The sequence below is a fragment of the Acetivibrio clariflavus DSM 19732 genome, from assembly GCF_000237085.1.
Classification (GTDB): domain Bacteria; phylum Bacillota; class Clostridia; order Acetivibrionales; family Acetivibrionaceae; genus Acetivibrio; species Acetivibrio clariflavus.
In genome coordinates, this window is record NC_016627.1 from 3,147,028 (window position 1) to 3,173,365 (window position 26,338).

At 37.3% G+C, this 26,338-nt stretch carries 31 protein-coding genes; all 31 read right to left on the reverse strand.

Translation table 11 applies throughout. From position 1 onward, the window contains the following. The 31 genes from CLOCL_RS13210 to CLOCL_RS13350 all read right to left on the reverse strand — a co-directional run bounded on the left by CLOCL_RS13210 (nt 1) and on the right by CLOCL_RS13350 (nt 26,250). A complete protein-coding gene (locus CLOCL_RS13210; RefSeq protein WP_014255811.1) occupies nt 1-1,218 on the reverse strand; it encodes an IS256 family transposase in 1,218 nt (405 codons plus the stop codon). Between the two features lie 88 nt (nt 1,219-1,306). Next, the gene (locus tag CLOCL_RS13215; RefSeq protein ID WP_014255812.1) at nt 1,307-1,846 is read right to left on the reverse strand and encodes a putative Ig domain-containing protein; all 540 of its coding nucleotides are present in this window, start codon (nt 1,844-1,846) and stop codon (nt 1,307-1,309) included. A gap of 243 nt (nt 1,847-2,089) precedes the next feature. Then, nucleotides 2,090-2,605: a DUF2947 family protein gene (locus CLOCL_RS13220; protein WP_014255813.1), complete on the reverse strand. Its 516-nt coding sequence runs from the start codon at nt 2,603-2,605 to the stop codon at nt 2,090-2,092. An 11-nt stretch (nt 2,606-2,616) separates the two neighbouring features. Further along, entirely contained in the window at nt 2,617-3,042 is a 426-nt protein-coding gene (locus tag CLOCL_RS13225; protein ID WP_117405990.1) for a hypothetical protein, read from the reverse strand. Nucleotides 3,043-3,063: 21 nt separating this feature from the next. Next, nucleotides 3,064-3,363, reverse strand: coding sequence for a polymorphic toxin-type HINT domain-containing protein (locus tag CLOCL_RS23825; protein ID WP_081467099.1), 300 nt, complete (start codon nt 3,361-3,363; stop codon nt 3,064-3,066). A 256-nt stretch (nt 3,364-3,619) separates the two neighbouring features. Next, entirely contained in the window at nt 3,620-4,039 is a 420-nt protein-coding gene (locus tag CLOCL_RS13230) for a hypothetical protein (RefSeq protein ID WP_041715171.1), read from the reverse strand. Between the two features lie 114 nt (nt 4,040-4,153). After that, nucleotides 4,154-4,453 (reverse strand): hypothetical protein, encoded by a 300-nt coding sequence (locus CLOCL_RS13235; RefSeq protein WP_014255815.1) that lies wholly within the window; start codon nt 4,451-4,453, stop codon nt 4,154-4,156. A 451-nt stretch (nt 4,454-4,904) separates the two neighbouring features. Continuing rightward, a complete protein-coding gene (locus CLOCL_RS23830; protein WP_081467100.1) occupies nt 4,905-5,018 on the reverse strand; it encodes a dockerin type I domain-containing protein in 114 nt (37 codons plus the stop codon). Between the two features lie 84 nt (nt 5,019-5,102). Beyond that, nucleotides 5,103-6,011: an ABC transporter permease gene (locus CLOCL_RS13245; RefSeq protein WP_027621704.1), complete on the reverse strand. Its 909-nt coding sequence runs from the start codon at nt 6,009-6,011 to the stop codon at nt 5,103-5,105. Between the two features lie 25 nt (nt 6,012-6,036). Further along, complete coding sequence (locus CLOCL_RS13250) at nt 6,037-6,843, reverse strand: ABC transporter ATP-binding protein (RefSeq protein ID WP_027621705.1); 807 nt, start codon at nt 6,841-6,843, stop codon at nt 6,037-6,039. Between the two features lie 15 nt (nt 6,844-6,858). Then, a complete protein-coding gene (locus CLOCL_RS13255; protein ID WP_014255818.1) occupies nt 6,859-7,923 on the reverse strand; it encodes an ABC transporter substrate-binding protein in 1,065 nt (354 codons plus the stop codon). Between the two features lie 29 nt (nt 7,924-7,952). Continuing rightward, nucleotides 7,953-8,609 (reverse strand): DUF1847 domain-containing protein, encoded by a 657-nt coding sequence (locus CLOCL_RS13260; RefSeq protein ID WP_014255819.1) that lies wholly within the window; start codon nt 8,607-8,609, stop codon nt 7,953-7,955. Nucleotides 8,610-8,816: 207 nt separating this feature from the next. Next, nucleotides 8,817-9,875 carry a uroporphyrinogen decarboxylase family protein gene (locus CLOCL_RS13265; protein WP_014255820.1) on the reverse strand — a complete coding sequence of 353 codons (1,059 nt, stop codon included), beginning with the start codon at nt 9,873-9,875 and terminating at the stop codon, nt 8,817-8,819. Next, complete coding sequence (locus CLOCL_RS13270) at nt 9,875-10,531, reverse strand: corrinoid protein (protein ID WP_014255821.1); 657 nt, start codon at nt 10,529-10,531, stop codon at nt 9,875-9,877. The genes CLOCL_RS13265 and CLOCL_RS13270 overlap by 1 nt, the downstream gene beginning before the upstream one ends. Nucleotides 10,532-11,325: 794 nt before the next feature. Further along, a complete protein-coding gene (locus CLOCL_RS13275; protein WP_245532797.1) occupies nt 11,326-11,535 on the reverse strand; it encodes a dockerin type I repeat-containing protein in 210 nt (69 codons plus the stop codon). A 250-nt stretch (nt 11,536-11,785) separates the two neighbouring features. Next, nucleotides 11,786-12,103 carry a hypothetical protein gene (locus CLOCL_RS13280; RefSeq protein WP_148263789.1) on the reverse strand — a complete coding sequence of 106 codons (318 nt, stop codon included), beginning with the start codon at nt 12,101-12,103 and terminating at the stop codon, nt 11,786-11,788. A gap of 146 nt (nt 12,104-12,249) precedes the next feature. Further along, nucleotides 12,250-13,395, reverse strand: a complete 1,146-nt coding sequence (locus CLOCL_RS13285; protein ID WP_014255825.1) for an NHL repeat-containing protein — start codon at nt 13,393-13,395, stop codon at nt 12,250-12,252. A gap of 383 nt (nt 13,396-13,778) precedes the next feature. Further along, a complete protein-coding gene (locus CLOCL_RS13290; protein WP_014255826.1) occupies nt 13,779-14,291 on the reverse strand; it encodes an NUDIX hydrolase in 513 nt (170 codons plus the stop codon). A 75-nt stretch (nt 14,292-14,366) separates the two neighbouring features. Next, on the reverse strand, nt 14,367-14,534 hold the full coding sequence (locus CLOCL_RS21660) for a YezD family protein (protein WP_014255827.1): 168 nt from the start codon (nt 14,532-14,534) through the stop codon (nt 14,367-14,369). After that, entirely contained in the window at nt 14,534-14,740 is a 207-nt protein-coding gene (locus CLOCL_RS13295; RefSeq protein ID WP_014255828.1) for a DUF2292 domain-containing protein, read from the reverse strand. Before CLOCL_RS13295 ends, CLOCL_RS21660 begins: the two co-directional genes overlap by 1 nt. A 219-nt stretch (nt 14,741-14,959) precedes the next feature. Then, nucleotides 14,960-15,868, reverse strand: coding sequence for a thiamine pyrophosphate-dependent enzyme (locus tag CLOCL_RS13300; RefSeq protein WP_014255829.1), 909 nt, complete (start codon nt 15,866-15,868; stop codon nt 14,960-14,962). Continuing rightward, nucleotides 15,861-17,048 (reverse strand): transketolase C-terminal domain-containing protein, encoded by a 1,188-nt coding sequence (locus tag CLOCL_RS13305; protein WP_014255830.1) that lies wholly within the window; start codon nt 17,046-17,048, stop codon nt 15,861-15,863. Before CLOCL_RS13305 ends, CLOCL_RS13300 begins: the two co-directional genes overlap by 8 nt. After that, nucleotides 17,038-17,349, reverse strand: coding sequence for a 4Fe-4S dicluster domain-containing protein (locus tag CLOCL_RS13310; protein ID WP_014255831.1), 312 nt, complete (start codon nt 17,347-17,349; stop codon nt 17,038-17,040). The genes CLOCL_RS13305 and CLOCL_RS13310 overlap by 11 nt, the downstream gene beginning before the upstream one ends. Beyond that, nucleotides 17,346-17,891 carry a 2-oxoacid:acceptor oxidoreductase family protein gene (locus CLOCL_RS13315; protein WP_014255832.1) on the reverse strand — a complete coding sequence of 182 codons (546 nt, stop codon included), beginning with the start codon at nt 17,889-17,891 and terminating at the stop codon, nt 17,346-17,348. The genes CLOCL_RS13310 and CLOCL_RS13315 overlap by 4 nt, the downstream gene beginning before the upstream one ends. Next, entirely contained in the window at nt 17,888-19,060 is a 1,173-nt protein-coding gene (locus CLOCL_RS13320; protein ID WP_014255833.1) for a pyridoxal phosphate-dependent aminotransferase, read from the reverse strand. Before CLOCL_RS13320 ends, CLOCL_RS13315 begins: the two co-directional genes overlap by 4 nt. Nucleotides 19,061-19,198: 138 nt before the next feature. Beyond that, nucleotides 19,199-20,518: a phenylacetate--CoA ligase family protein gene (locus CLOCL_RS13325; protein WP_014255834.1), complete on the reverse strand. Its 1,320-nt coding sequence runs from the start codon at nt 20,516-20,518 to the stop codon at nt 19,199-19,201. Nucleotides 20,519-20,533: 15 nt separating this feature from the next. After that, the gene (locus tag CLOCL_RS13330) at nt 20,534-21,184 is read right to left on the reverse strand and encodes an ABC transporter permease subunit (RefSeq protein ID WP_027621713.1); all 651 of its coding nucleotides are present in this window, start codon (nt 21,182-21,184) and stop codon (nt 20,534-20,536) included. Between the two features lie 7 nt (nt 21,185-21,191). Next, nucleotides 21,192-22,199: a methionine ABC transporter ATP-binding protein gene (locus tag CLOCL_RS13335; RefSeq protein ID WP_014255836.1), complete on the reverse strand. Its 1,008-nt coding sequence runs from the start codon at nt 22,197-22,199 to the stop codon at nt 21,192-21,194. Nucleotides 22,200-22,261: 62 nt separating this feature from the next. Continuing rightward, on the reverse strand, nt 22,262-23,095 hold the full coding sequence (locus CLOCL_RS13340) for a MetQ/NlpA family ABC transporter substrate-binding protein (protein WP_245532798.1): 834 nt from the start codon (nt 23,093-23,095) through the stop codon (nt 22,262-22,264). A 411-nt stretch (nt 23,096-23,506) separates the two neighbouring features. Then, nucleotides 23,507-25,222, reverse strand: a complete 1,716-nt coding sequence (locus CLOCL_RS13345; RefSeq protein WP_014255838.1) for an ASKHA domain-containing protein — start codon at nt 25,220-25,222, stop codon at nt 23,507-23,509. Beyond that, complete coding sequence (locus CLOCL_RS13350) at nt 25,222-26,250, reverse strand: methylcobamide:CoM methyltransferase MtbA (RefSeq protein ID WP_014255839.1); 1,029 nt, start codon at nt 26,248-26,250, stop codon at nt 25,222-25,224. Before CLOCL_RS13350 ends, CLOCL_RS13345 begins: the two co-directional genes overlap by 1 nt. Between the last annotated feature and the right edge of the window lie 88 nt (nt 26,251-26,338).

Below are 26,338 nucleotides of genomic sequence, written 5' to 3' on the forward strand. Positions count from 1 at the left end.
TTAAATATACTCTTCCAGCCTACCTGGATATTGGATTACCAATTGGCTAAGTACTCTATCCCAGTTTTTGTAACGTTGTGTCCATTTTTTTACTACATTCATTGATGCTAAATATAAAATCTTTTCTAGTGAACTGTCTGTTGGAAATATTGTTTTTGTTTTTGTGACCTTACGAAACTGACGATGTAGTCCTTCAATTATATTTGTAGTATAAATTATTTTTCGTATTTCTTCTGGAAATTTGAAAAATGGACTTATAACATCCCAGTTATTTTCCCAACTACGTATTACAAAAGGATATTCCTTTCCCCACTTTTCTTTAAGTTCATAAAGTTTTTCTAATGCTATTTCTTCATTAATAGCATGATATACTTCTTTGAAATCATTACTAAATGCTTTTAGGTCTTTGTATGGCACATACTTAAAAGAATTTCTCAGCTGATGTATTATGCAACGCTGCACTTCAGATTTTGGATATGCAGCATTTATGGCTTCCTTAAGTCCGGTAAGTCCATCAACACAAAAAATTAAAACATCCTGTACTCCTCTATTTTTAAGGTCATTCAGTACACCAAGCCAAAACTTTGAGGATTCATTGTCACCAATCCAGATCCCTAAAATATCCTTATATCCATCAATAGTAACACCTAGAACAACATAAGCTGCCCTGTTTATTATTCTTCCGTCGTCCTTAACTTTATAGTGTATTGCATCCATAAAAACAAAAGAGTATATAGGTTCAAGAGGTCTTTGTTGCCATTCCTTAATCTCTGGAGCAATTCTATCAGTAATCTTACTAACCATCTCTGCTGATAGGCTAAAACCATAAAGTTCTTCAATTTGTTGACTGATATCCCTTGTAGACATTCCTCTTGCATATAAAGCTATAACTTTTTCTTCAATTCCAGAAACATTACGTTGATATTTAGGAATAATTTTAGGTTGAAATTCGCCTTTACGATCTCTTGGTACTTGTATATCAATTTCTCCAAACTCACTTTTTATTTTTTTAGGCGTATAACCGTTACGACTATTATCAGTTTTTTTATTTTCTACATCATCTTTAGCATATCCTAATTTTGCTTCAAGTTCTGCTTCTAAAAGTTCTTGTATTATATCTTTAAAAATGTCTTTAAGATATTCATTAATATCAGATACACTTTGGAAATTATTTTCCCGAACTAATTGTTTGATTTGTTCTTTTGTTAACGTTGACATAAAGTTCTCCTCCTTAGCTTTTATTATTATTAATCCTTGCCAAGAAGGAGAACATTCAATCATCTATACACAAATTTTTTTACATCCTCTAGTCGATTGAATTAACCTCTCCGCTATTGTCCACATCCGCTGCTTCAAACTGTTCTTCTGTAAATTTTATAGATCCGGTCAAGTACATTTTCATTAGTGCCAGATCTATTGAGTTAAATACTCCATCTCCGTTAATATCACCTTTTATAACTTTGCTTTTCACTGTTATGGTAACCCCCTGTTTGGCTGTATTTGTACCGTCTGTCACTTGAAATGTAACTTTTGTATACACTCCTACCTGTGTAGAAGTCGGTGTCCAGCTAAATTCGCCTGTTTGAGTGTTAAAAACCGCACCTTCCGGCAAATTGGAGGCAGAATATTCAAGTACACTTCCTTCCTGACCAACTGCGGTTACTGTAAACTTAAGCTCCTCACCAACAAAGACAGTCTTGTTTCCTATTGGATTCAATTTGATTGCTGATACATCTTTTACAGAAAGTATATTCCCTCCTGCATCATATGTATACTCTATTTTCTGCCCGGAACTGTATGTAACTTCTTTTAGCCTTCCCAAGTCGTCATATTTATGTTGCTGCATTAACAGTTATACTCAATGATAAAAATATTAATAATATACTTGATAATGTATTTAGTTTCAACATACAAATCTCCTACTTTTTTTATTTAAATTTAACTACCGATTCTAATATAAAAAACTTATTGTTTACTACTTTATTTTTATTATAAAAAACTACCATCTCCCTTTTTTACCTTTGAAGTATAAAATTTTTTTCATAGCGAACTTACTTAATCTTCTTTAAAAAAGTATCTCTTCAAAAAATTATATATATCTGTTTGCAATTTGAATAAGTCCAATCGCTACAAAACTCACGGCTTCACTTTTATTTTCTGCTACAATTATTGCCCCATCTTCATTATATGTTATAAATTCAATCCAATTATCCAAAAATATAGACCAACTTGTTTTTAAAATATTGTAGCAACTGCTGCAAAAATAAATGCTTGCATTTCCCTCCCAGTTTATACATTTCATAAGTAAATTCTTTACATTACTTATGCAATTACAATCGTAATCCTTAGTCCAGTAACCTATATTTTCCCACTTCACTTTTAATACCCAATCATCTTTATCTAATTGCATTACAGTCTTATTTTTTTTACTAAAGTATTTACCCCAAAACTCAATAGAGCTATCCTTCGTAAGAACTTTTATATCATCTGCAAGATGATTACTAAAAAAATCCCTAATATCACTATTGCCCAATTCAACATATTCATAATCACCTGAATATAATATATTATTACTGTTAGAAATATTATCTTCGAAATCAGCCATTATATCTCTCCTTAATTTGGTTTATCATAAAATATGTGTCCTCTACTTTTTCCTTCACGCCACTTTATATGTTGTAAATCATTACCCACTGTTAGTTCTCTGGCATTCTTAATATTGTGAGTTTCATAACCCTTTTTATATTTGATTTTTTCATATGAATACTGTTTATAATGGTTCATATTTCCTCTTGCCTCTTTTAATAAAGCATTAGCATCAGAAGCCGTTTCAACCCTAAAATTTGATCTGCGACTATTTCTTATAATTTCAACTGCATCATCCCACTCCTTAGTACCACGTTTAATTACTGGTAGTTCTGAACTCTTTCGAATCTCATCATCAACTCTAGCACTATCTCCACACTGATTATGAACCAATACTTCAGATCCGCTTACATAATATGTATGCCAGTCTTCTACTTCGAAGTTGTATACCTTAATTACTTCATCAAGATATTCAACTTAAATCTTCTCAAACTCAAGTAGCTCACTTTTATATAATTTTAATTTTTCACCGGCAGCCAGATAACCTGCATTTATCCAGCCTTTTCCTTCTACCCAGAATGGATGCGTTGTTGTAGTGCATATTTCTTCATCTCCGGCAAATACATGAATTAAAGTATCGGTTTCACTTACAAATACATTAGTAACCTTCTTTAATCCCTTTTCACCAGTCTTTAGATTCTCTGAATATCCCTTATATCCAACCTGTATATCCTTTATCTGCCTGCTCTCAACTTTTGTTACAATTAGCGCATCGATTGTAAATCAGAATCCTTCAACAAAGTCTGGTGCACTAGTAAGTAAATGGATTATATTTTATTATTTTTATTCATATTATAAATGTAATTATTTTAATTTCCGCTATACGGTCAATAAAGTACATAAATATCCTTAATATGTATTGCAAAATCTACTAATATGTAATTTTTACTTCATAAAAACTCATTTATTTTTAGGGATATTCTTCTCTCGTATTTTGAGACAATTATCCTAATAATAAGTACTTCTAATCATGTTATTTCTGTACTTGTCTTGTTCTGATCTGTGGTTCAATTATTGGTTTAGTTTTATCAAATAGAACTTCTGAAAAATCAAACTCAGGTACAAGGTTTTCTTTATTTCTATACGCTAAAGCTTGCTTTCCATCCCATACAAAAGCATTTTCACCTAAATGTCTCTTTATTTTTTCTCTAACATCATTTGGTATAGGCTCAAATATGTTATTTGTAGTTTGTATGGCTATTACTTTATCTCCTATAGATTCTACTTTATATGCAGGTGCAGACAAGAGTTTGTCTCTACCAAATAAATCAATATACGGTTTCCCGAAAAAATTCATCCAGTGCAACTCCGGATGTCTAATTTCCAAATCTATCGGCTCAAACGCACCGGGAATGCTTTCATTCACTATCTTACCATATACCGGTTCAATCAAACATACCAGTTCTTTACACAGATTTAAGAATTTATTAAAATTATTCTCATTTTTTACATATTCAATATTTACAGAAAAGAAAAAACCATTAAAATGAATAATATTTTCCTTTCTTCAGCTTATCATATAACTTGCTTTACTTTTGCTTTTTGACTTCATTAAAAGAAGCCCTTCAGCAAACTCATTTTTAGAAACCTCTCTGTTCATTTCATCTTCCATCCATGCATCAATGACCGCGCTTATATCATTTGGATCATATTTTCTTTTTAATGGTTCATACATATCAAACTTCTGTGGCATAAACTCTTTTCCATATTCATTAATCTTGCATATTACATTATTTGCAAAATCTCTGTCTTGAAAATTTTTTAAGCTCATAAGCTTTAATCCAATTGATGGATAAGTATAATCCATTTAATTCACTCCTATTTGAAGTATTTTATTTATACTCAATGCTTCACATTTTCGGAATTAGTGTATCGCCTAAAAAGCATACAATAATCAAACAGATATCCAAATCAATTCATCCTTAATTCATATTAAAGTCGGTATAACCCGTATTTCCTAAACTATAATCTTCATATCCTTTTTTCTTGTCTTTAATTTAGTTAAGTATATTAACTGCAAAACAAAAACTTTTACAAAGTTTAATTCACTGGTACCTACTATGCAATCTGTATGTTTTTGATAATAAGATTTATATATCATACTATAAAAAATTATATCATTTCCATCAGTTATTGTAAGCGTGTTCCAAAAATTAATGTACAATAAATCTATTCTTTAAAAATATAAAAAAGAATAGCCATACCAAGAGCAAACCTGTATGACCATTCCCTTATTTGTCTCCATCGATCTTATTTAATCAAAATCCCGTTCTATTGCAAAGTAATTCTTTTTTCATTATTGCATAGTCTATTGAATTAACGTCTCCGTTATTGTCTACATCTGCTTTGCATATCCTGAATTTCTTAAAAATCCTTCTTTATAAACAAATCTTGGCATGTTATCTATCTCTTCATACCAATATTTTCTCATACTCACAAACCATACCCTTCTAGCATCATTTTCTCCATCTCAAAAGACAGCGTTCTAATTTGTCAAACAAAAAAGTGACACCCGTTACAACGAATCCTATGAAAATAATCCCTACAATAACCCTCGGATAATCTGCAAAATCGGAAAAATACTTCACATACCATCCCAAGCCGGAAGTTGCTCCAATCATTTCCGCGGCAGTCAGAAGAATAAAAGACATGACAAGTCCGATAGTGGCACCGCTTATGATAGAAGGCAAGGTTGCCGGCAAAATCACCTGAAAAAGCATTGCACCTTCATTTACATTCAGAGCTTTCGCCGAGTCAATAATTCTTTTATCCACATTAAACACGCCGTTTAGGGTATTAATAAACACCGGCCAGAAAGCTCCGATAAAAATGATGAATATGGATGCCGCCTTAAACGTTGGAAGTATGGCAATGGCATAAGGAATATACACTATGGGAGGTATCGGTCCCAATACTTTTGTAAGTGGATTTACAGCCTTGTAAAGTCTTTTTTTCCAACCAATAACCAGGGCCAGTGGAATGGCTAAAGCCAAAGCCAGAAGGTACCCCGCAAACAGCAGCTGAAATGAGCTTAAAGTCCCTTTTAAAAGTTCCGGCAGTTCCGATATCAATAATGCGGGGACGTTCGAAGGGGAAGGAAAAAGGAACCTGTCTGCCAAATCGGTTTTTGTTGTAAAAATCTCCCATACTATCAAAATCCCATATACAATGGCAATAACATCACCGACAGTCTGAAGCTTCTCATTATCTTTTTTCAATAATAAATTCAGTATATATATAACTTCCAGTGCAAGCACCAATCCAATATAATACCAGGTGTTTACATCAGCTCTTTTGGACGGAAAAAGCTCGAGCACCAATGCCGCCAAAAAGAAAGCATTTGTCACATTGAGTATTCTCCTCACAAAAATTCCCCCTCTCCAAATTCACCTACAGAACCACCTCATCTCCGCCTATTTTCTCTATCAAATCGTCATAGAAGAGGCTGACAAGTTTGTTTCTAAGAGTCAAATACTCTTCCGATCTTATAAGAGTCGCTCTGTCCCTGGGTCTTTTCAAATCAACATCTATTTGTTTCTTGATGGTTCCCGGCCCTGCTGACATTACAAAAATCTTGTCTGACAAAAGTATTGCTTCATCTATGTCATGGGTAACCAGTATAACCGTCTTTCTTTCATTTCCATTGTCCCAAAGGTTTAGAAGAAGCTCTTGCAAAACCACTCTGTTTTTTGCGTCCAAAGCGCCAAAGGGCTCATCCATCAAAAGAATCCCGGGATTCATTGCAAAGGCTCTGGCAATAGCAACTCTCTGCTGCATACCTCCCGACAGTTGAGACGGATATTTGTTTTTAAAGTCGCCAAGCCCTACCAAATCCAAGTATTTATCAGCGATTTCCTCTATCTCCTTTTTGCTTTTTTTCTTATAGACCTGCTTTAACCCAAAAATCAAATTTTTACGGGCAGTCATCCACGGAAACAATGAATAGTGCTGAAAAACAACCCCTCTTTCCGTGCCGGTACCCTCAATCTGCTTTCCGTCCAGCAAAATATATCCATTAGTAGGAAAATTAAGGCCTGTCAACAGACTTAAAAGCGTGCTCTTGCCGCACCCGCTTGGTCCGATAATACTTACAAACTCCCCTTCGTTTATGGACATACTGATGTCTTTAATAGCGCAAAACCTGCTATTGTGTTCCTCATACTCCAAGGATACATTTTGCAAGCAAATTTTACTCATGGTCATACTTCCCCTTTACTCCTTAAAATCCGCTTTAAGCTTTTTATAAACTTCATCATCGGGATATTCCTTCAGAACATCTTCGAGGGCAAGTTTATATATTGATGTGTCTATATAATCTTCTATGTTCAGATCGGAAGTAATATATCCGGACTTGTTTATTAAATCCCAGAACTTCACAACTCCTTCTTTATCCGGATCAGGTATGCTGTATATATGACCGCCGTATGTTTCTTCTTTTATAATATCCTTGTCTGTTTTTGCATATTTCGAAATAATGTCCACTGTTTCATCCTGGTTTTCCAAATAAAATTTGTATGCCTTTATCAAAGCCGCCATAAACTTTACAAAATTTTCTTTGTTTTCCTTTATATTAGACGAAAGGGCAACCTGACGGCAGCAAGTATGCATCTTGACCAATTCTCCGGAATATTTCACTATTTCAAGTCCCTGCTTTTCCCCAAGTTTTATAAATGGAGTCCATACAATACCCGCATCAACGCTTCCTTTCTTGACAGCTTCAATTACCGCTGCCGGTGAATCCAACTCATTAATTGTCAATTCATTTTTCCAGTCGATGCCTGCTTCGGTTAGTGCAGCCCTGAAAATAACATCTCCCGTGGCAAGTCTTACAGTGGCAATGGTTTTGCCCTTGAAGCTGTTTAAATCGGTAAATTCTTGCGCTTTTTCAGGAAGGGCCACAATTCCGTGTCCTTCAGTTTGCTGTCCGCCAAAGATGACAAAATCAGTTCCCTTTGAAATGAAAGTAAGCGGTGCAGCCGTACCAAAGGAACCGACATCCACTTTGCCTGAGCTTATTGCATTCAGTCCTTCGCCGGAGTTTGTAAACAAAAACATGTTTACATTAAGTCCTTCTTCTTCGAAATATCCTTTTTCTTTTGCCACAAAGTAAAGCACATGTCCTGGAGTAGCCAGATAGCCCACATTAAAATCCTTTAGTTCCTTTTTGTCTTTTGGATTTTCCAAGCCGGTCTTTTGTGCTTTTTTTCCTCCACAGCTGCTAAACAATATACTTAGAGTTAACAGTAATATAAAAATTGTAAGTATTCTTTTTTTCATTTCTATTCCTCCGTAATATTTATAATTTTTCAAATATCTCCTTCTTCAAAAAGCCTTTTGTAATAAAATCCACTGGCATACAAAGCTGCCGCCGGATTGTGCCCCAATACCCTGTCTTTGGTTATCAAGGTTGTTACAGGAGCTTTGGAGTATTTAATAAACAATGAATCGTGCCCCACGCACAATCCCACAATTACATTGAGATCCGTTTTTTCCTTGTTAAGCAGTTTTGCCTGCAAAACTGGATTGCACATCGCTTCGTGGCAACCTTTCTGAATTTTAAACTTTTCCGGAATTCCAATTTCGGTTTTATCTATCGACCCAATCTTGCAAATTACGCTGTAGCTTTCAAGTCCCTTTGCCTTCAGTATCCTGGTAAAAATCTTCGTTTCATTCATAAGACCTATGCAGGTGGCAATCCCTATTTTCTTTGCACCTATTCTTTTGGCAAATGCGATAATCTCCTCAACTCTTGTAAGTTTTCCATAATAAGTGCCTTCAATTTCTGCTGCCGCATGGGATATTTTAGACACCAGGCTGTCATTTCTGTAAAGTTCGTTTACCTTCTCTATTTCTTTCTCCAATGTATTGGTAGTCAGGCAAAAGTCGGGAAAACTCTTTTGGCGCCTATAGCAGTTTAGCACTCCGCAATCGGAGCAGCTTATTTTTACATCTATATTTTTCATAATATCTTCCTCCTAAAAATCCAGGCATTTTGCAAAGACCTTGTTAAAATCTTTGTAATTTGCCAGTTCCAATACTTCGATTTATTAACATCTTCATTCTACTTCTGTAGTTTTGATTCCAAAGAAAGGCTTTTGCACCGGACAGGGAAGTATTGCCGATAAACTCAATCTTTCCGTCAAACCCTTAAGGAAAATAAACTTTGCAAATCATGTAATTAAATCTTTATTGGGAGGATATCCGATTTCTCTTGTCGCATCCATCATTGCACGAATATTTTCAAAAGGCGTCTCTGTGGGAAGGCTGCATCCTGAAGCCACAATATAGCCTTTCGGGCTGTCATAGGCCTGACGTACACAATCATAAACAGCCTTCTTTACATCGGAAACTGTTCCCTGAAGCATGATCTCGGAAGGTTTCACATTTCCCATCAGTCTTACTCTATGGCCTACTATTTGCTTTGCTTCAAGAAGGTTCGCATCATTGTCTATACTTATACAATCGGCACCGGCTTCAGCCATCAGATCCCATATTTTTTTGGTCTTTCCGCAAATGTGCAAAGTTACGCTTTTGCCTCTTGAATGAATATAGTCAATCAATCTTTTTAAATACGGAAATGAGAACTCCTTAAATTGAAGGGGACTTATTACAGTGCTTGAAGACATGGGATCCGTAAGACTAGGTGTACATCCTGCATCAATAATTGCCTTTGAGTATCTCAAACAGGTTTCCAAAGATATTTCACACAATTTATGTACTTTGTCAGGGTCTTTTAGGATTAGTCTGACAAGGTTTTCAGAACCTATCAGGAAGGATGCGTTGGTAAAAGGACCTGTAACAGGACCTGCTACCGTTACTTCATCTCCAACTTCTTCCGCAATTATTCGCATAGCCTCAAGATGTTGGGGTAAAATGCCGTCCCTGTACGGATCTACAGGCTCCAATGAATCAATTTCCGAAACATCGCTTATTGCAGGGGCTTCAAGATATGCCGTTTGATCATAGGGACAATGTACTTTTGCCCCCATAGCCTCAGCCTGAACATACAAGTCCGTAAAAACCCTTATGATGTCATACCTAAACATTCTGTAGGCTTCAACATGCGCTTTTGCAAGTAATTTGCCATTATTCCTGATTTCAGACACCTTAGCGTTTATCACCCTTGCCGCAGTGTTTCCCACAATCGGAACACAGGGGAGCCTATCTATCTGCTGCCCTTTATTGTATGCTTCCATTCTTTCTTTCGGAGTCATTTGATCGCAAAGCATCAGGCAGCACCTCCAACAAGCCTTCTTGCCAGCCTCACAGCCTCTGCGGCATTGACCGAGTATCCGTCGGCTCCTATTTTATCCGCAAAACTTTGAGATATAGGTCCTCCACCCACCATTACTTTATATTGGTCCCTTATTTTCTGCTGATTTAAAATATTAATCACTTCAGCCATGCCATCCATGGTGGTAGTCATCAAAGTGAAGAGGGCAATAATTTTTGCATTGACTTCCTTTGCTTTTTCAACGAATTTTATTGGCGGAATGTCCCTGCCAAGGTCAAAAACCTCAAATCCTGCCGATTCCAGCATAATTTTTACCAGGTTCTTGCCAATGTCATGGGTGTCTCCTTCGACAACCCCAATTACAACCCTGTGTTTTTCACCCTTTTCGTCTATTTTTATATGGGGCCTTAACACATCCAGTCCTGCATACATTGCGTCGGAACACATTAAAAGTTCGGGAATAAAATATTCCTCTTCTTCAAACAGCTTTCCTGCTCTGTCCATGCCGTCAGCAAGGCCTTTGTCAATCGCTTCATAAGCGTCATACCCGTCAATAATCACTTTTTTTGACACCAGGACAGTCTCATCCTCATCCATATTGACCACTGCATCCGACAGTTTTTTAAACAGTTCTTCTTTACCTTCTGACATTTTGTAACCTCCTATATTAGTAAACATATAGTTTTAGTCGTGTTTTAAATATTATTTTTGGAAGTCACCCTCTCATCAAAACTATTTAACTCGCTTGTATGAAATAAATATTCGCTCTTTTTATTCAAATAGCCGTCTTTAAGCAACCATACTACGGTTTAATGTCTTAAAATTATATTTGACACTTCAAGCTAGGGTGTATTATCGATAAGTTCGGTTAAATTCTTTGCAATCTTTGACATAAAATTTCCTCCTGACATTTTATTTGTTTTCCGGTTTTGTAATCCGATTATTCATATAGGTTTTATATGGTTTATTTTAGTTTAAAAGTTCACATTTGTCAATAAAACACAGAAAAATATTTTAAATTCTATCGGATTAGTCGTGTTTCAGTTCCAATTTATATAACCGCAATCAGGTATACTATCGTCTTTTTACATTTCGCTTAAATCAATCTTCTCTTCATTTTGGTACAAACTCTTGGACTTATAAGCATCAACTCCACATATATTGTGAGGACCTTATTTTTTACATCCAATATCCTAATCCCTTCTTCATTTAAGAGAGACACCATCTTTTGACTGTCTGGTTGATGCGATTTTGGAGGGCATAAATATTATTTAAAGCTTCCTTTCCAGCTACAATTTTCATATCCTTTTTTCTTGTCTTTAATTTTATTATATTAACTGCAAAACAGAAACTTTTATAAAGTTTAATTCATTCAAAAATTAAAGGTACACTAGCTCTATCTATTAAAATCTATTCCTTTATTTATCTTCATTAATTTTATTTAATCAAAATCCCGGTCTATAACCAAGCAATACCTGTTTCATTATTGCATAGTCGATTGAATTAACCTCTCCGCTATTGTCCACATCTGCTGCTTCAAACTGTTCTTCTGTAAATTTTATAGATCCGGTCAAGTACATTTTCATTAGTGCCAGATCTATTGAGTTAAATACTCCATCTCCGTTAATATCACCTTTTATAACTTTGCTTTTCATTGATATGGTAACCTCCTGTTTGGTTGTATTTGTATTGCTTGTCTTTACCTTTGAAGTATAAATTTTTGTATAAATTTTAGCAAAATTATTACTCATAGTAAACTTACCTAATATGTGTCCTCTACTTTTTCCTTCTTGCCACTTTATTTGCTGTAAATCATTACTGCACTGAATTTTTATAATTATTTCTTTTACTTTTTCGATTACCTTATTAAAACTTACCAAAATCTATTGTGCTTTTTGCATAATTTTAAGGCAGAATGTTTCCTCCAATAAATGCAGGCAATATTCTTTCCAAATACCAATTAACATCTGTCACATTGATTTCAGTATTATCATTCAATATTTTCCTATTTATTGTTAAAATAAAAGGTAATTTTCCACTATTCCAAATCAACAGTTGCATCCCTATGCTCGATTTATCCCAATACAAAATGACACCAATAACTTCATTCTGTTTTTCCTTTTTATCGATAATATCCATAAGTTGCTCTAAATCAATCTCTTCGCTTTGCCAGTCATAATCATCGTTATCTCCCAATGGTAAAAAAGAAACTTTTCCTCCCAATTTAGTGTCCAATTACATTTTAAAAGTCTATTAATTATATCAGCTGAAGAAATCATTTTGCCACCAGTCATGGCTAATTTTATATCTATATAAGCCAAAACAGACATTCTTTATCCCTCTCAAATTTTTTATATAATAAGATTCTGTTATTCATTTATTGAATATTTAATTATTCTCACTTTTTCAGTATCGGATTGCATCTGATATATGTTTCCCTTTGTATCAACCTTATACATGTGATTGGTTCGATATATTCCTCCATAATCTTTCCGCTTTTCCAGCTTGACAGAGTTTATCTCTCCTTTACCTGGATTAATAATATCAACCCATGTTTCTTCTCTTTTATACGCTTCAACCGAATCTTCAATATCTGGTGCTATTGACCTAACCATATAGATATCATCATTTTCATCACAGCCTATAATATCAAGCATTGTATAGAAATATCCGTCAGGGAGATGAGGATAATAAATAAATTCTTGAATTTGATCTAAATTAAATGCATTTATTGATACTTTATATTGGGAATACAAAAAATTATCTCCTTCTTTAGAAAAGCTAATTTTATTACCTTTTAAATCTTCATATTCATACATGCTGAAATCAAAATTATTCTGCTCAACTTTTTCTAATAGTTTTCCATTCGAATCAAATTTCCGTACTCTCAGATTATCATCAGGTAACCCGCTGAAATCAAGAACACTGACATTACCATTCCATGAAACAACAACTTCATGAGGCTCACTCAAATCATTTACAATATCCTCAAATGAACTTTCATTGAAGTTTTTCTTATAAAGTTTCTTTTCACCGATGATAAATATATCACCTAAGGAATCCACACCAAAATCTCTTAAAATATCATTTTTATTAAACTCTATTTTTTCTAAATATTTGCCTTCCTTTGAATATACTTTAATTGCTTTATTTACAGGATCAGCAATATATATATTCCCATTTTTGTCAACATCCATAGCCTGAGGTATATCAAATACTTCTCCTGCATCAGTATTACGTTTTTCAATGCCTAAATTGTGTTCCTCTTTTCCATAACTCAATTCAAGTATAACCTCTTTTTTATAGTCAGAACTTTTGTCATTAACTTTATTTAGAACTTTTAAATTTTTATCTTCATGATTCTCTGTCTCCGGAACAGGATTTTTATTTTCTGAACTTATAATTTCATCAGAATTCTTAAAATTCGATATAGCATGCAAACCTTTTACACTGACGAAAACGCAAGTTATCAGAAATATTATAGTTATGCAAGAAAAAATTATTTTTTTATTCATACATTTATCTCCCAATAATAATCGTATTATAAATTAATTTAAATTTAATGTGTCTCTGCCATATGCAGAACAATTGGATAAGTTATAAATAAATCATATCTAAGGCTTCCATTGTAAACTCTCCGAAAGCATGAAATATAAAACTACATTATCCAGAATTTACTAATCAGAAAACAAGATAACTTCCTTATAGTAATTATACGACAAATATATACATATGCACAAATTGCATATATCCCAAATGTTAATTAGCTATATATCTCCTGTTTTTGCCATTCAGTCAACACTTATTTATTGTATCGGTAATACTTCAAATCAATAAATTTCTGAATGCAAAAAATATAGCAACCATCCCTGCGATTTTTAGGATGATTGCTATATTTTTATACATTACATGAAGCCTTAAGATAATAATAGGCCAGTATTACTTTCACATCAAGAATCTCACCGCTTAAAATTTTTTCACCGATTTCCTCAATACCTACCCACTTAGCTTCATATACATCTTCATCATGTATAACATTACTGATAAGCCGTTCTTTCTCAGTCCTGATCAAATATACTTTCATAAGACTGTTGCTAAAGCCCATCATGGGCTTATAAGAAAATACATGTTCTATCTTTGCGTTGGAAAAACTTATCCCTGTCTCCTCCTTCAGCTCTCTTAAAAGGCAGTCTATTTCAGACTCTTCTTTAATATCAAGAGTTCCTGCGGGTATTTCAAGGGTTGTTTCCAGAAGGGCCGGTCTAAATTGCTTAACCAGAAGGATTTCATTATTTTCGTTGACTATTATGGCACTTACTGCATCATGATCCTTGAGAATATCATAGACCTTGCCATTTACTGTCCTTTGGACGACCTTTAACCAGCCGTCATATACAATCCTGTCATCCATAGCCACTCCTCGTTTCATGAATATCGAAAAAGCTTTCCTGCAAAGAAAATTCTTTTGCAATTATCGATAATATTCTCATTTGAGCCTAATTTTTTCACTCTTTTCAATCTGTACAATCCTGCCATCCTGAATAAAAAGCGTAACTGAACCATATTGAACACTCTCAACATATTCAATCAACTTTTTAAAATCTTCGTCGGAAATATTTACTTTACTTCTATCAAGCCCTTCAAATCCTGCCATTATATGACCTCCTTCTCATGCTGCTCATTGACACCCTGATGATTAAAATCAAATTTCTCATTTATATTTATTTGGATAATTATATCATCCTGTTTAATGATTTTTATGGAGCCGTTCTGTATTTTACATGCCGTATTATAAACAATATTGTCTATTATCATGAAATTCAGTTTGGAACTTCTGTTTTTGCTTTTTGAAACAACCATTTTGAACCCCTCCAATTCAATCATTTTCTGCCCTATATTTTTGCCATACGATAAAAACAATAAATTCATAGTATTCTTATCGTTTTTGTTTGGTTTATCTTATTTATAAAGGGGAACTAATCCCCTAAATTAATTCTTATTATTTCTATATGTTTTTTATATAACATATTATTACTTTTTAACAAATATGTCAATTATTTTTAATAAATATTAATTATTTTATTTAATTTTCCACGCTTTTCTTATTTTCTCCCACTTCTTATCCCTTGAAGATATTATTGTATTAATATCTTCACAGCTCAAATGCTTAAACCTTGACTGTTTCTTTAAATATTCCTCTACCGGCGAAAACTCTTTCGGATTTTTGTTTAAAATAAACTCTCCCTGCTCAAATTCTGCAAGATACCAAAGTCCGCAATCCACCACTTCTTTTGCAATATCGATGGTACTGTCTTCCGGTATTCCCCATCCTGTCGGACACGGGGCAAATACATGAATGTAAGAGGTTCCCTCAACTCTGGACGCTTTCTGGACTTTGTTTATAAAATCCTGTATATACCCGATACTCGCTGTTGCAGCATAATCAATACCATGGGCTGCAACAATTTCAAACATGTTCTTTTTCTGTGTAACTGTTCCGGGAATATTATCCCCCGCCGGAGTAGTTGTTGTCCTTGCACCGAAAGGTGTAAGGCCGCTCTTTTGAATTCCGGTGTTCATATAGGCCTCATTGTCATAGCAAATGTATATTATCCTATCCCTGCGGTCTATCGCACCGGATAGTGCCTGAAGGCCAATATCGGCAGTACCTCCGTCACCGGCAATACCAACAACATGATAATCTTTTAATCCCAATGCCTTTGCTGCCGCTGCAATTCCCGAAAGCATGGAAGCCGTTCCGGGGAATGTGGAAATAATGGCATTGTTTAAAAAACACATTTGAGGATAGATAAATCCCACAGCAGACATACAGCCTGCCGGAATTACTGTAAAAGTCCTTTCCCCCAGCACCTTTAATATAAGCCTTACCGCAAGGCTTCCGCCACAGCCTGCACATGCCTTGTGGCCGTAGAAAAACTCCTTGTCGGTAATATTCCTGGCATTAATAGTTGCAGTACCATTACTCATAAATTTCCACCCCCAGACTTAAAAACTTCACCCGTTCCTTCTTCTTTCCCTCTGATGCTTCTATCAAATCGAAGAAAGCCTCCCGAATATCTTCCTTTGAAATATCTCTTCCTCCAAGTCCTGCAATAAAATTCAGTTTAGGAAGCTGTAAATCCGCTTTTGCAAGGGCTGAATTGACGTTTGTAAAGACTGTTCCCTCATATCCAAAGGAAATATCCCTGTCTATTACCCCTACAGCTTTCGTATTCCTAACTAATTGTACAATTTCCTCTTCCGGGAAGGGGCGCATAAAACGTATTTTTACAAGTCCTGCCTTAATTCCCTCTTCCCGAAGCTCATCCACCACCGTTCTCACTGTTCCTGTAGTACTTCCCAAACTCACAAGTATAAAATCGGCATCCTCGCATTGATAAGCATCAACAAGACCGCCGTAACTTCGTCCGAAGGCCTTTCCGAAAGCTTCATCCACCTCTTTTATAACCCGTCTTGCATCCAGTACTGCTTTATGCTGCTGATATTTAAATTCCATATTGTCGGCGGGTGAAGAGCTAAAACCCATATTCTTCGGGTTCTCCAAATCCATTTTATACGGAGTGTCAAAGGGCGGCAGAAATTTATCCACTTCTTCCTCTGATGGAACATCCACCAGTTCGTAAGTATGAGTCAGCACAAAACCGTCGAGATTGAGCATCACCGGGGTAAGTACCTTCAAGTTTTCAGCTATGGCATAGGATTGGATTACCATATCGAGACTTTCCTGGGCATCTTCCGCATAAACCTGAATCCAGCCGCTGTCCAAAAGGGACATGGAATCCCGGTGGTCGCCGTATATACTCCAGGGCAAAGCCAGGGAACGGTTTGCATTCATCATGACTATAGGAAACCTCCCTCCGCTGGCATAATGAAGACATTCCGCCATATACAAAAGGCCCTGGGAAGAAGTAGCCGTAAAGGTTCTTGCCCCAATGCTCGAAGCTCCCATGCATGCCGACAGTGCCGAATGTTCCGATTCCACATGCAAAAATTCCGACTTTAACGAGCCCTTTTCCACCATTTCAGCCAAACGTTCCACTACAACCGTCTGAGGAGTAATCGGATAAGCAGCAATTACATGAGGCTTTGAAAGCCTTACTCCTTCAGCCACAGCCTCATTACCCGAAAGAAATGCTTTATATCCCATCCTTACCCCCCTCCCTTTCCATATTTATAGCCTTTTTGGGACAGACTTTGGCACAAATGCCGCAGCCTTTGCAAAATGCGTAATCAATATCTATAAGCTTTTCTTTTCGTAAAATCACACCCTCAGGACAGCACATATAACAATAAAAGCAGCCTATGCATAGGTCCTTGACTACAACAGGTTTCTTCGTCCTCCAGCCGGAATTTTCTGTTACGAGATATCCCGCCTCAAAGCAAGGTCCAACGGGATAGTCATTGATATGTTTTGGTTTTTCGTATTTTCTCAATAGCGGCCTGTTCATAGGGACTCTCCTTTCATCCGGAAGAAAATTCTTTCAACCACTTCAATGTTTTTTTCAAGCAATGAGCCTTTCATAAAGCTCTCCATTCCTTTTTTCAAAGCATCCAGTCTGACAATATCCGATACTGCTAAAAGAGCCCCCAGCATCGCTGTATTGGTTATTGGCTTTCCTAGAATTTCGAGGGCAATGGAGGTTGCATCCACTGTTTTGATTTTTGTTTTATCATAACTTGAATATGCTTTACTGTCTGCAGAATTTACAATAATACTTCCATTGTCCTTTAAGTCATTGAAAAAACTTTCATGGAAAAGAGTCTCATCTAAAACCACAATATAATCGCACTTTTTAATTTCGCTGCGGTCATTTATCTTTTTGTCATCTATTTTTGTAAAAGCCAGGACCGGTGCCCCTCTTCTCTCAGGTCCAAAGGAAGGAAAAGCAAGGGCATATTTTCCGCCATATAGGGCCGCCGATGCACCGAGAAGCTTTGAAGCTGTGAAACTGCCCTGGCCTCCCCGGCCATGCCATCTGATTTCAATCATATTGATCTCTCCCTTGCTTTTTCCCTAAGATTTTCAAGGCGTTTTAAGGCTTCATCCAAAGTTTCTTCCTTCTTTGCAAAGTGGAAACGAATCAGGTGGTTGATCTCTTCCCTGAAGAAGCTGGTTCCCGGAACAGCAGCAACTCCAACCTCTCTTGCCATCCATTCGCAGAACTCCAAATCATTCTTACTCCCAAATTCGGATATATCCACCATGACATAATAGGCGCCCTGGGGAACCGTATACTTTAATCCCAGTCTATCCAAGCCCTTTATAAAGAAATCTCTCTTTTGGGTATAAACATCCCTCAAATTTCTATAATATTCGTCACCAAAGTTAAGAGCAGTCACTGCAGCCTCCTGTAAAGGTGCAGCTGCACCTACGGTGAGAAAATCATGTACCTTTCTTGCTCCATCAATAATATTTGCCGGGGCAATAAGGTATCCCAATCTCCAGCCGGTAATGGAGTAGGTTTTGGATAGAGAACTGCAGGATATGGTTCTTTCGAACATTCCCGGAAGGGATGCAAAATAGATATGTTTATAGGGTTCATAGACAATATGTTCATATACTTCATCGGTTATTACAAAGGTATCGTATTTTTCCGCAAACTCAGCTATTATTTGCAGTTCTTCAAGGGTAAATACCTTTCCTGTGGGGTTTGACGGATTACACAGGATTAATGCCTTGGGGCGCTGTTTAAAGGCTTCTTCCAGTTCATTAACATCGAAATTGAATTCCGGTGGTTTTAAAGATACATAAATGGGCTGTGCCCCGGAAAGTATGGCATCGGCAGCATAGTTTTCGTAAAAAGGCGAAAAAACTACTACCTTGTCACCGGGATTGCATACCGTCATCATTGCAGCCATCATAGCCTCGGTACTCCCGCAGGTTACAACAATCTGCGTTTCAGGGTCAATGGGTATACCCATGAACCTCGATTGTTTCCTGGCCAGCGCTTCTTTGAAATTCGGTGCACCCCAGGTAACCGCATATTGATGAATGCTGCCTTCTGCAACTTTTCTCAGGGCCTCTTTAAGTTCTTCGGGAGGATCAAAATCAGGAAACCCCTGGGATAAATTTATAGCACCATGACTATTCGCAATACGAGTCATCCTTCGGATAACAGAGTCGGTAAAACTTCCTATTCTATCGCTAACTTTCGGCATAATATCCTCCATAACAACATGTTATTTGAAATAGAATATTACCCTGTTCAATGCTATTTAAGCATTCATGATAAAGCTAAACCATGGACATCCAATTCACCTGAATGTCAAACAGGGTATTCCTTGAACTTTCCTTACTTAAGCCTTTTGGCGCAAGTCAATCAAACGCTTTGCCTTGTGAGTAGCCCTTGGCAATTCGCCGTTTTGCAGCACAATGACTTCCTTGGGTTTTACTCCAATGCGAGTTTTTATTGCGGCGGAAACTTTTTGGGCCAAAGCCTCCGAATCCTCATCGTTCCCTATAGCCCGTTCCACCTCTACCTTGAACTTGTTGGTAAAGTTCTCGGTAAAAGCAGTTATTCTGTACTCTCCCGAAAGCTCACTCATATTGCGTACCACAAACTCTATATCGCTCGGGAACACGTTAACTCCCGAAACAATCAGCATATCGTCCAATCGTCCCGTTATGTTTATCCTTGCATGAGTACGGCCGCAAGCGCATCTTTCTTTGTTCACCGTCCCGATATCTCCGGTTCTGAAACGTATCATGGGCCTTGCCGTTTTCCTCAAAGTTGTAAGTACAATCTCACCTCTTTCACCGTCAGGTACAGGTTCTAAAGTCTCAGGGTCAATAACCTCAACCAATATATGGTCTTCAGCCAAATGCAGACCGTTTCTTTCACTGCACATTCCTGCACATGCACCAAAAATATCCGAAATTCCATAGAAATCGTAAACTTTCGCATCCCACAGTCCTTCTATTGCCTCTCTTGTGGCATCTATAGAACCGCCCGGCTCTCCCGCCACAATAATCCTGTTGATTGCCAAATCCTTTGCAGGATCAATGCCCTGCTTCTTTGCCGTTTCTCCCAAATACCAGGCATAGGAAGGTGTAGTCCATATTACAGTGGGCTGGAACTCTTTCAATATGAAAAGCAGCCTGTCGGAAGGGATGGCACCTGCCCAGATGCACAAAGCTCCAAGATTCTGAGCTCCTATAACATCGGGACCTCCCACAAACAGTGTGAAGTTCAAGGCATGAACATACCGGTCTTTAGGTCTCATTCCTGCAGCCCAGAAAAGTCTGCTCTGCACATCCTGAAACTCTTCAAAGTCCCTTTTGGTAAACGGGCTAAGAGTGGGTACACCGGTCGAACCGCTGGAAGCCGATACAAAAACCACTTCCTCTTCATCAACCGCAATCATGTCTCCCAATAACGGTTTTTCCAATTGCCTTTCACGCTCTATGTATTTATTTACAAAGGGAAATTTGCTAAGATCCGAAAGTTTTTTAAAGTCCTCAGGCCTTACGCCGGCATTGTCGAAAGATTGTCTGTAATATTCAGATTTATTGTACGCCAATGCAAGATGTTCCTTCAATAAAGATTCCTGAAGCTTCTCCAACTCTTCTCTGGAGATGGTTTCAATTTCTTCATTCCAATACAATTTTGACCCCATAATACCACTCCTTATCTATCTTCTATCAGCTTTTTTTGCTATTAAGTCTCCAATGGTTTGAATCAACTGGACAAACACAATCAGAGAAATCACAGTAATAATCATGACATCGGTCTGATATCGGTAATATCCGAAGCGTATTGCCAAGTCGCCTACTCCGCCGCCACCTACGATACCTGCCATTGCCGAATACCCGACAAGACTTATGGCTGTCACTGTAAGTCCCCTAATAATTCCCGGCAGCGCCTCTGCCAGCAATACATCCTTAATAATCATCAAAGTCGACGCTCCCGCTGTCAGTGCTGCTTCAATTACTCCTCTGTCAACTTCGCACAAAGCATTCTCCACAAGCCTTGCAAAGAAAGCAATTGCGGCAACAGACAAAGGAACCGATGCTGCAAGCGGACCGATAGTTGTACCTACAACCCTTTGAGTGAAAGGTATCAGCAAAACAAGGAGAATTACAAAGGGCGTAGACCTTATCACATTAATAAGCAAACCACCCAGGAAGTTTAAAATTCTGTTTTCCCAAAACAGTCCCTTTCGGGTAATAAAGATAAAAAGCCCAAGCGGAACACCAAAAAGTATTGCCAATCCTATCGAAATTCCGCACATAAGCAAGGTTTCAGAAAATGCCTGGGTCATATTCTGTACCAGTTCTTCGATGCCGATTCTATGCATGAAGCACCTCCAAATCCGCTACACATTCGCTGATATATTTCTCAGCCTGGCTGACCTTTTCGCCGTTGCCTTCAATATGTACTACCAGTACTCCCAGAGGTTTATCCGATATGTACTCAATCTTTCCGTGAAGTATGTTCAGATTGACATTGAACTTTTTTATAGTGTCTGAAATTATAGGTTCTTCTGCCTTTTCTCCTCTGTATACCAACTTCAGAAGCCTTTTTCCATATTCATTGAAAAGCCTGTCTGGCAGTTCGAGATTTAAGGTATGGTTAACCAGCTGTCTCGTAAAAGGATCTTTTGGTAACGCAAAAACATCATAGACATCGCCAAGTTCCACAACTTCCGAATCCTTCATTACCGCAACCCTGTCGCATATTTTTTTAATAACGTTCATTTCATGGGATATAATGACTGTGGTTATTCCCAGTTTTTTATTTATCTGTTTCAAGAGTTCAAGAATAGAATTGGTGGTTTCAAGGTCTAATGCCGAGGTTGGTTCATCACATAAAAGGATTTGAGGATCATTGGCAATTGCTCTTGCAATACCCACTCTCTGTTTCTGTCCTCCGCTCAGTCTTGAAGGGTAGGCTGTCGCTTTATCGGACAGTCCTACCAATTCCAATACCTCAGGAACTCGCTTTTTTATCTGTTCCCGAGTTTTGCCCGCTGCTTTCATTGCAAAGGCTATATTTTCAAACACAGTCTTGGTATGTATAAGGTTGAAGTGCTGAAATATCATTCCGGTCTGTGCCCTGTGTTTTCTCAGCTCTTCTCCTTTCAAACCGGTGATATCTTTATTGTTTACAATCACCTTCCCGCTTGTGGGCCTCTGTAAAAGGTTGATTGTTCTAAGCAACGTACTTTTTCCGGCACCGCTCGTACCGACAATTCCGAATATCTCCCCCTGCTTAATATCAAACGAAACATTGTTTACAGCCACTATTTCTCTATTTTTTGCCTTAAAAGTCACATTAACATTTTGGAACTGAATCATCTCTCTGCACTTCCTTTTATCTATACTGCCAAAAGCACAATCACAGAATAGTAATTTTTAAATCAGAATTGGTTCTGAATATTCCATTTTTTAACGTACCATTCCGGTCTCTGGAATTCTCTGAATTCATACTTGTCGCTTTCAACCTGATCCCTGAAAAACTCCGATTCAACAATCTCTTTTATATCTTTTACAAATTGTTTATCCAGATCTTCTGTCCTTACAGCAATGAGATTTACCGTATCTTCAACCAGTTTTTCCTTGGCAATTGCAGTGGAAAGAGGTATTCCGGCCGAAATGGCATAGTTTCCGTTTACCACAGATATGGTCACACTATCAAGGGTTCTGGGTAACTGTGCTGCTTCCACAGGCTGAATAACAAGACCGTATGGGTTTTGATCAATGTCTTTTTCCGATGCGGTTGTGGGGTCTATTTCTCCCTTAATTGTTATCAATCCCAAATCCCTTAAGAATATCAAAGCTCTGGCAAGATTGGTCGGGTCATTGGCAATTGTAACAGTATCGCCTTTTTTCAATTCTTTTTTAAGCTCTTCTATATTTTTGGCCGAAACTTTCTTAGAGTATATTCCCAACATAGCGGTAGGAATTTTTATAACCTCGGATAAGTCGAGATTTTTATCTTCGCAGAATTTTTTCAAATAACGTGAATGCTGAAAAACATTGACATTAATCTCGCCATTGGCAAGGGCCAGGTTTGGCTGAACATAATCGCTGAATTGTCTATACTCTACTTTATAGCCTTTCTTCTCCAGTTCGGGCTGAATTGCATATTTCACCAAATCACCGTAAGGTCCCGGTGCCACACCGAAGATTATGGTTTCACTTTTGGCAGTAGATGTCGGCAAACTTGAATTTGTACTCGAAGATGTATTCACTTCCTTTTCGGTTTTCGCGCAGCCTGACAACTGAATTGACAACGCTAAAATTAAAGCAAGTATTTTTCCTGTTTTTCCAAATTTCTTAATAATAAAAATCCCTCCCTAAAATTTCTTTTAATCTTGGTACAACATTCGGATTACTAAAAATCATATTGAGCATAAATCTGCATATTGCCGCAAAGTTATTTCCATGCACTTTACAACTTGCTTGACTAAAAACCACCACCTTATATTATAGTAATCCTATCTTTTTTCTTTGGTTTCATATAAACCATAGTATTCCTATAAGAATTACTGATATTTATTTTATTACCAATTTTAGCAATTGTCAATATATTTATTCAAAAAATATTATTATTCCTATAAGTTTATTATGTTTTCTTCAGAGGGAATCTAGTCATAATCTTGTTAAAAGCTCAAAGACTGTACAAAGACCTCTTCAAAATCTTTACAATTGGCCAGTTCCAGTACTTCTATATTCTTAACCGCTTCCTCCATTTCTCTCCTGTAGCCCTTATTCAACAGGAAAGCTTGTGCACCGGATTTTGAAGTGTTTCCGACAAACTCTACCTTTCCTGCGAACTCTTTCGGCAAAAGGCCTATATTAATCAAACTTTTTTCCCTGAGATGATATCCGAAGGACCCTGCAACCAGGACTCTATCCACGTCAGCGCTTTTTAAGCCCTTGCTTTTCAACAAAAACTCTATACCGGCCCTTACAGCACCTTTTGCCAGTTGAACCTGCCGTACATCCTTCTGGGATAGAAAAACCCCATCGGTAATCCTATAAACCCATTTACCCTCTTGTTTTATAAACCTTTCCTCAAAGTCTTTCTTTTTACTGATTCTTTCAGTTCCACCCTTTTCATCTGCCTCATTTCTTTGTAAGTCCACACGTTGAACAAATCTGCCGCTTTTATTGATAATTCCATGGGCCACCAGTTCCCCAACTATATCCAATAGCCCGCTTCCGCAAATTCCTGTCGCTTTTACATCGCCAATAACCTTGTGCACTACATTTCCGTCTTCATCAATTTCAAAAAACTCTATTGCACCATGTCCTGCCCTCATGCCATAAGTTATATTCATCCCCTCAAAGGCAGGACCTGCCGCTGTTGAGGTTGCTGAAAGCTTTCTGTCATGGGCAATGACCATTTCACCATTGGTACCTATGTCTACAAAAAGAACGGTTTCTTTTGTCTTGTGAAGCTGGGATGCAAGAATGCCGGAAGTAATATCCGCACCTACATATCCGGATACAATCGGCGGCAAATAAATAATTCCAAAGGGCGATATGTCAATATTGTGCTCAGCAGCATCAAAATATACTGCTCCGCTGATTTCAGGAGTATAGGGATATGTTCCGAGGGACCTGGGATTTATATTGGAGCAAAGATGAATCATGCAAGTATTGCCGCTTAAAACAATTTCATAAATGTTTTCTTTACTGATACCGTTACTTTCTGCAATTTCATTTATCAGATGATTTATTTCGCGTATAACCTCGGTATACATTTTTTGCAATCCATCGCTTTCCGATGAGAACTTTATTCTCGAAAGCACATCCTGAGCATAGACCGCCTGAGGGTTTAATGTCGATGCCGTACCTATTTCTCTGCCGTCCTTCAAGTCAACAATGGATGCAACCAAAGTTGTAGTGCCGATATCGACAACTGCTCCATAAATCCGGTCTCGGGTATCCCCCTCCTCAGTTCCTAATATTTTGTCTCCGGAAAATACTCGGGTTTGATTTTCTCCCTCGAAGTATACCTTTTTTATCAGGGGATCAATGCTTAAATCGAAACTTTGTCCATTGCTCAATATTTTTAAAGTATTGTTTTTCTGACCGCCTATTATTTCAACCTTTATATTGCCTGTAATTTTCGTTTCACAGGAGAGTACATATCCTTTAACAAGCTCCTCTTTTGAAAGGTTATGCCTTCCGCCTGTAATAACATTTTGCAATGAATCCCTGTCCAGCCTGACCTTGCATTTGCCGCAGGTGCCGTTTCCATTGCACGGAGACTCAATTACAATACCGGCGTTTCGTGCAGCGTTCAAAATGGTAGTGCCTTCAGATACAGTTACCGTTTTGTTATCCTGGTAAAAAAAAACCTCTGGCATTATTGTATCCCCTCCTTTACCGTATTGGTCAAAGCCTGAATATTTTCAAGAGAAGAGGAAGTGCTAAGTCCGCATGCCGGTGATATGATATCAATCCCATCATTAAGAAGGCGTATGGTCTGGTCATGTACTTTCTCCGGTGTACCGAACTGGAGAAGATAGGTACTTAAATTCCCCATGGTGGTGAGGAACGGAAACTCTTTCTTTAAAAGTTTCAGGTTTACAACGGCATCGGTACTGATGGCATCGGATTTTATTTGAGGTATGAGATTTTTTACTGTGTTCATATTTCCGCATATATGTACAATTACCGGAGTATTTAATGAATGTATTCCATCTATTAATTTGTTGAGGTATCTTACTGCGTACTCTTCAAACATTTTAGGGCCTAAAATTTCTCCTGTCGCGGTGGGATCTCCGATAGATATCAAATCCACCCCATTATCAATCATAAGTTTTGCATACTCAATCAAAAAGTTTGTAACATAGTCAATGGCCCTATGGGCATTTTCCTTATCTTTACGCAAATCCTTCAAAAAGGACATGGGATCGACAATAGAAGACGTTGTACTTATAGGCCCGGTCAAATTCCCAATGACGGGCACATCGGGATATTTTTCAGACAAATGATATCCTGCCTGAACAATCGATTCGATTCTGCCCTCTTTTAACATCTGAGCTATATCCTTAAATTTTATTTCCGATACAGAAGCAAAGGCTTCTTTCTCTATTTTAGGCTCACACTCTAAAGACCCGAAATTTATTTCACTTCCCAAAACCTCAGCTTCCACAGTCATGCAAAAGGGTATACCGAAGTTTTCAAATCCCGTGTGTTCATATACATCGTAGGACAATTGAGCCATTAGCCTGTCACTGTGGTGCGCTTCCGGCAGCGTATGGCCTGTTTTATTCATTACATCGACAATGGCTGCATTCATCATTCCACCCGGGCAAACTACCGGTGGCCTGTCGGTCTTATCTTTTTTCAAAACTCTCAATATTCTTTCCTTTGGACTTAAACTGCCCATCTTCATTTCCCCTTTCAAAATGAAATTTTAATAAAAACAAATTCCAACATTGAAAAACTATATATATGTATTCCTATATGTTTAGTCG

Excerpts from the sequence above, each read along its gene's own strand:
- CLOCL_RS13300 (WP_014255829.1), bottom strand. The coding sequence starts at position 15,868 with ATGAGTAATGGTACTGCAACTATTAATGCCAGGAATATTACCGACAAG.
- CLOCL_RS13345 (WP_014255838.1), bottom strand. The coding sequence starts at position 25,222 with ATGCCAGAGGTTTTTTTTTACCAGGATAACAAAACGGTAACTGTATCT.
- CLOCL_RS13285 (WP_014255825.1), bottom strand. The coding sequence starts at position 13,395 with ATGAATAAAAAAATAATTTTTTCTTGCATAACTATAATATTTCTGATA.
- CLOCL_RS13335 (WP_014255836.1), bottom strand. The coding sequence starts at position 22,199 with ATGATTCAGTTCCAAAATGTTAATGTGACTTTTAAGGCAAAAAATAGA.
- CLOCL_RS13295 (WP_014255828.1), bottom strand. The coding sequence starts at position 14,740 with ATGGTTGTTTCAAAAAGCAAAAACAGAAGTTCCAAACTGAATTTCATG.
- CLOCL_RS13320 (WP_014255833.1), bottom strand. The coding sequence starts at position 19,060 with ATGCCGAAAGTTAGCGATAGAATAGGAAGTTTTACCGACTCTGTTATC.
- CLOCL_RS13210 (WP_014255811.1), bottom strand. The coding sequence starts at position 1,218 with ATGTCAACGTTAACAAAAGAACAAATCAAACAATTAGTTCGGGAAAAT.
- CLOCL_RS13275 (WP_245532797.1), bottom strand. The coding sequence starts at position 11,535 with ATGAAAAGCAAAGTTATAAAAGGTGATATTAACGGAGATGGAGTATTT.
- CLOCL_RS13270 (WP_014255821.1), bottom strand. The coding sequence starts at position 10,531 with ATGTCAGAAGGTAAAGAAGAACTGTTTAAAAAACTGTCGGATGCAGTG.
- CLOCL_RS13305 (WP_014255830.1), bottom strand. The coding sequence starts at position 17,048 with ATGGGATATAAAGCATTTCTTTCGGGTAATGAGGCTGTGGCTGAAGGA.
- CLOCL_RS13250 (WP_027621705.1), bottom strand. The coding sequence starts at position 6,843 with ATGAGTAAAATTTGCTTGCAAAATGTATCCTTGGAGTATGAGGAACAC.
- CLOCL_RS13255 (WP_014255818.1), bottom strand. The coding sequence starts at position 7,923 with ATGAAAAAAAGAATACTTACAATTTTTATATTACTGTTAACTCTAAGT.
- CLOCL_RS13325 (WP_014255834.1), bottom strand. The coding sequence starts at position 20,518 with ATGGGGTCAAAATTGTATTGGAATGAAGAAATTGAAACCATCTCCAGA.
- CLOCL_RS13315 (WP_014255832.1), bottom strand. The coding sequence starts at position 17,891 with ATGATTGAAATCAGATGGCATGGCCGGGGAGGCCAGGGCAGTTTCACA.
- CLOCL_RS13220 (WP_014255813.1), bottom strand. The coding sequence starts at position 2,605 with ATGGCTGATTTCGAAGATAATATTTCTAACAGTAATAATATATTATAT.
- CLOCL_RS13350 (WP_014255839.1), bottom strand. The coding sequence starts at position 26,250 with ATGGGCAGTTTAAGTCCAAAGGAAAGAATATTGAGAGTTTTGAAAAAA.
- CLOCL_RS13235 (WP_014255815.1), bottom strand. The coding sequence starts at position 4,453 with ATGGATTATACTTATCCATCAATTGGATTAAAGCTTATGAGCTTAAAA.
- CLOCL_RS21660 (WP_014255827.1), bottom strand. The coding sequence starts at position 14,534 with ATGGCAGGATTTGAAGGGCTTGATAGAAGTAAAGTAAATATTTCCGAC.
- CLOCL_RS13290 (WP_014255826.1), bottom strand. The coding sequence starts at position 14,291 with ATGGATGACAGGATTGTATATGACGGCTGGTTAAAGGTCGTCCAAAGG.
- CLOCL_RS13265 (WP_014255820.1), bottom strand. The coding sequence starts at position 9,875 with ATGCTTTGCGATCAAATGACTCCGAAAGAAAGAATGGAAGCATACAAT.
- CLOCL_RS13215 (WP_014255812.1), bottom strand. The coding sequence starts at position 1,846 with ATGCAGCAACATAAATATGACGACTTGGGAAGGCTAAAAGAAGTTACA.
- CLOCL_RS13260 (WP_014255819.1), bottom strand. The coding sequence starts at position 8,609 with ATGAAAAATATAGATGTAAAAATAAGCTGCTCCGATTGCGGAGTGCTA.
- CLOCL_RS13310 (WP_014255831.1), bottom strand. The coding sequence starts at position 17,349 with ATGAACAGGCCGCTATTGAGAAAATACGAAAAACCAAAACATATCAAT.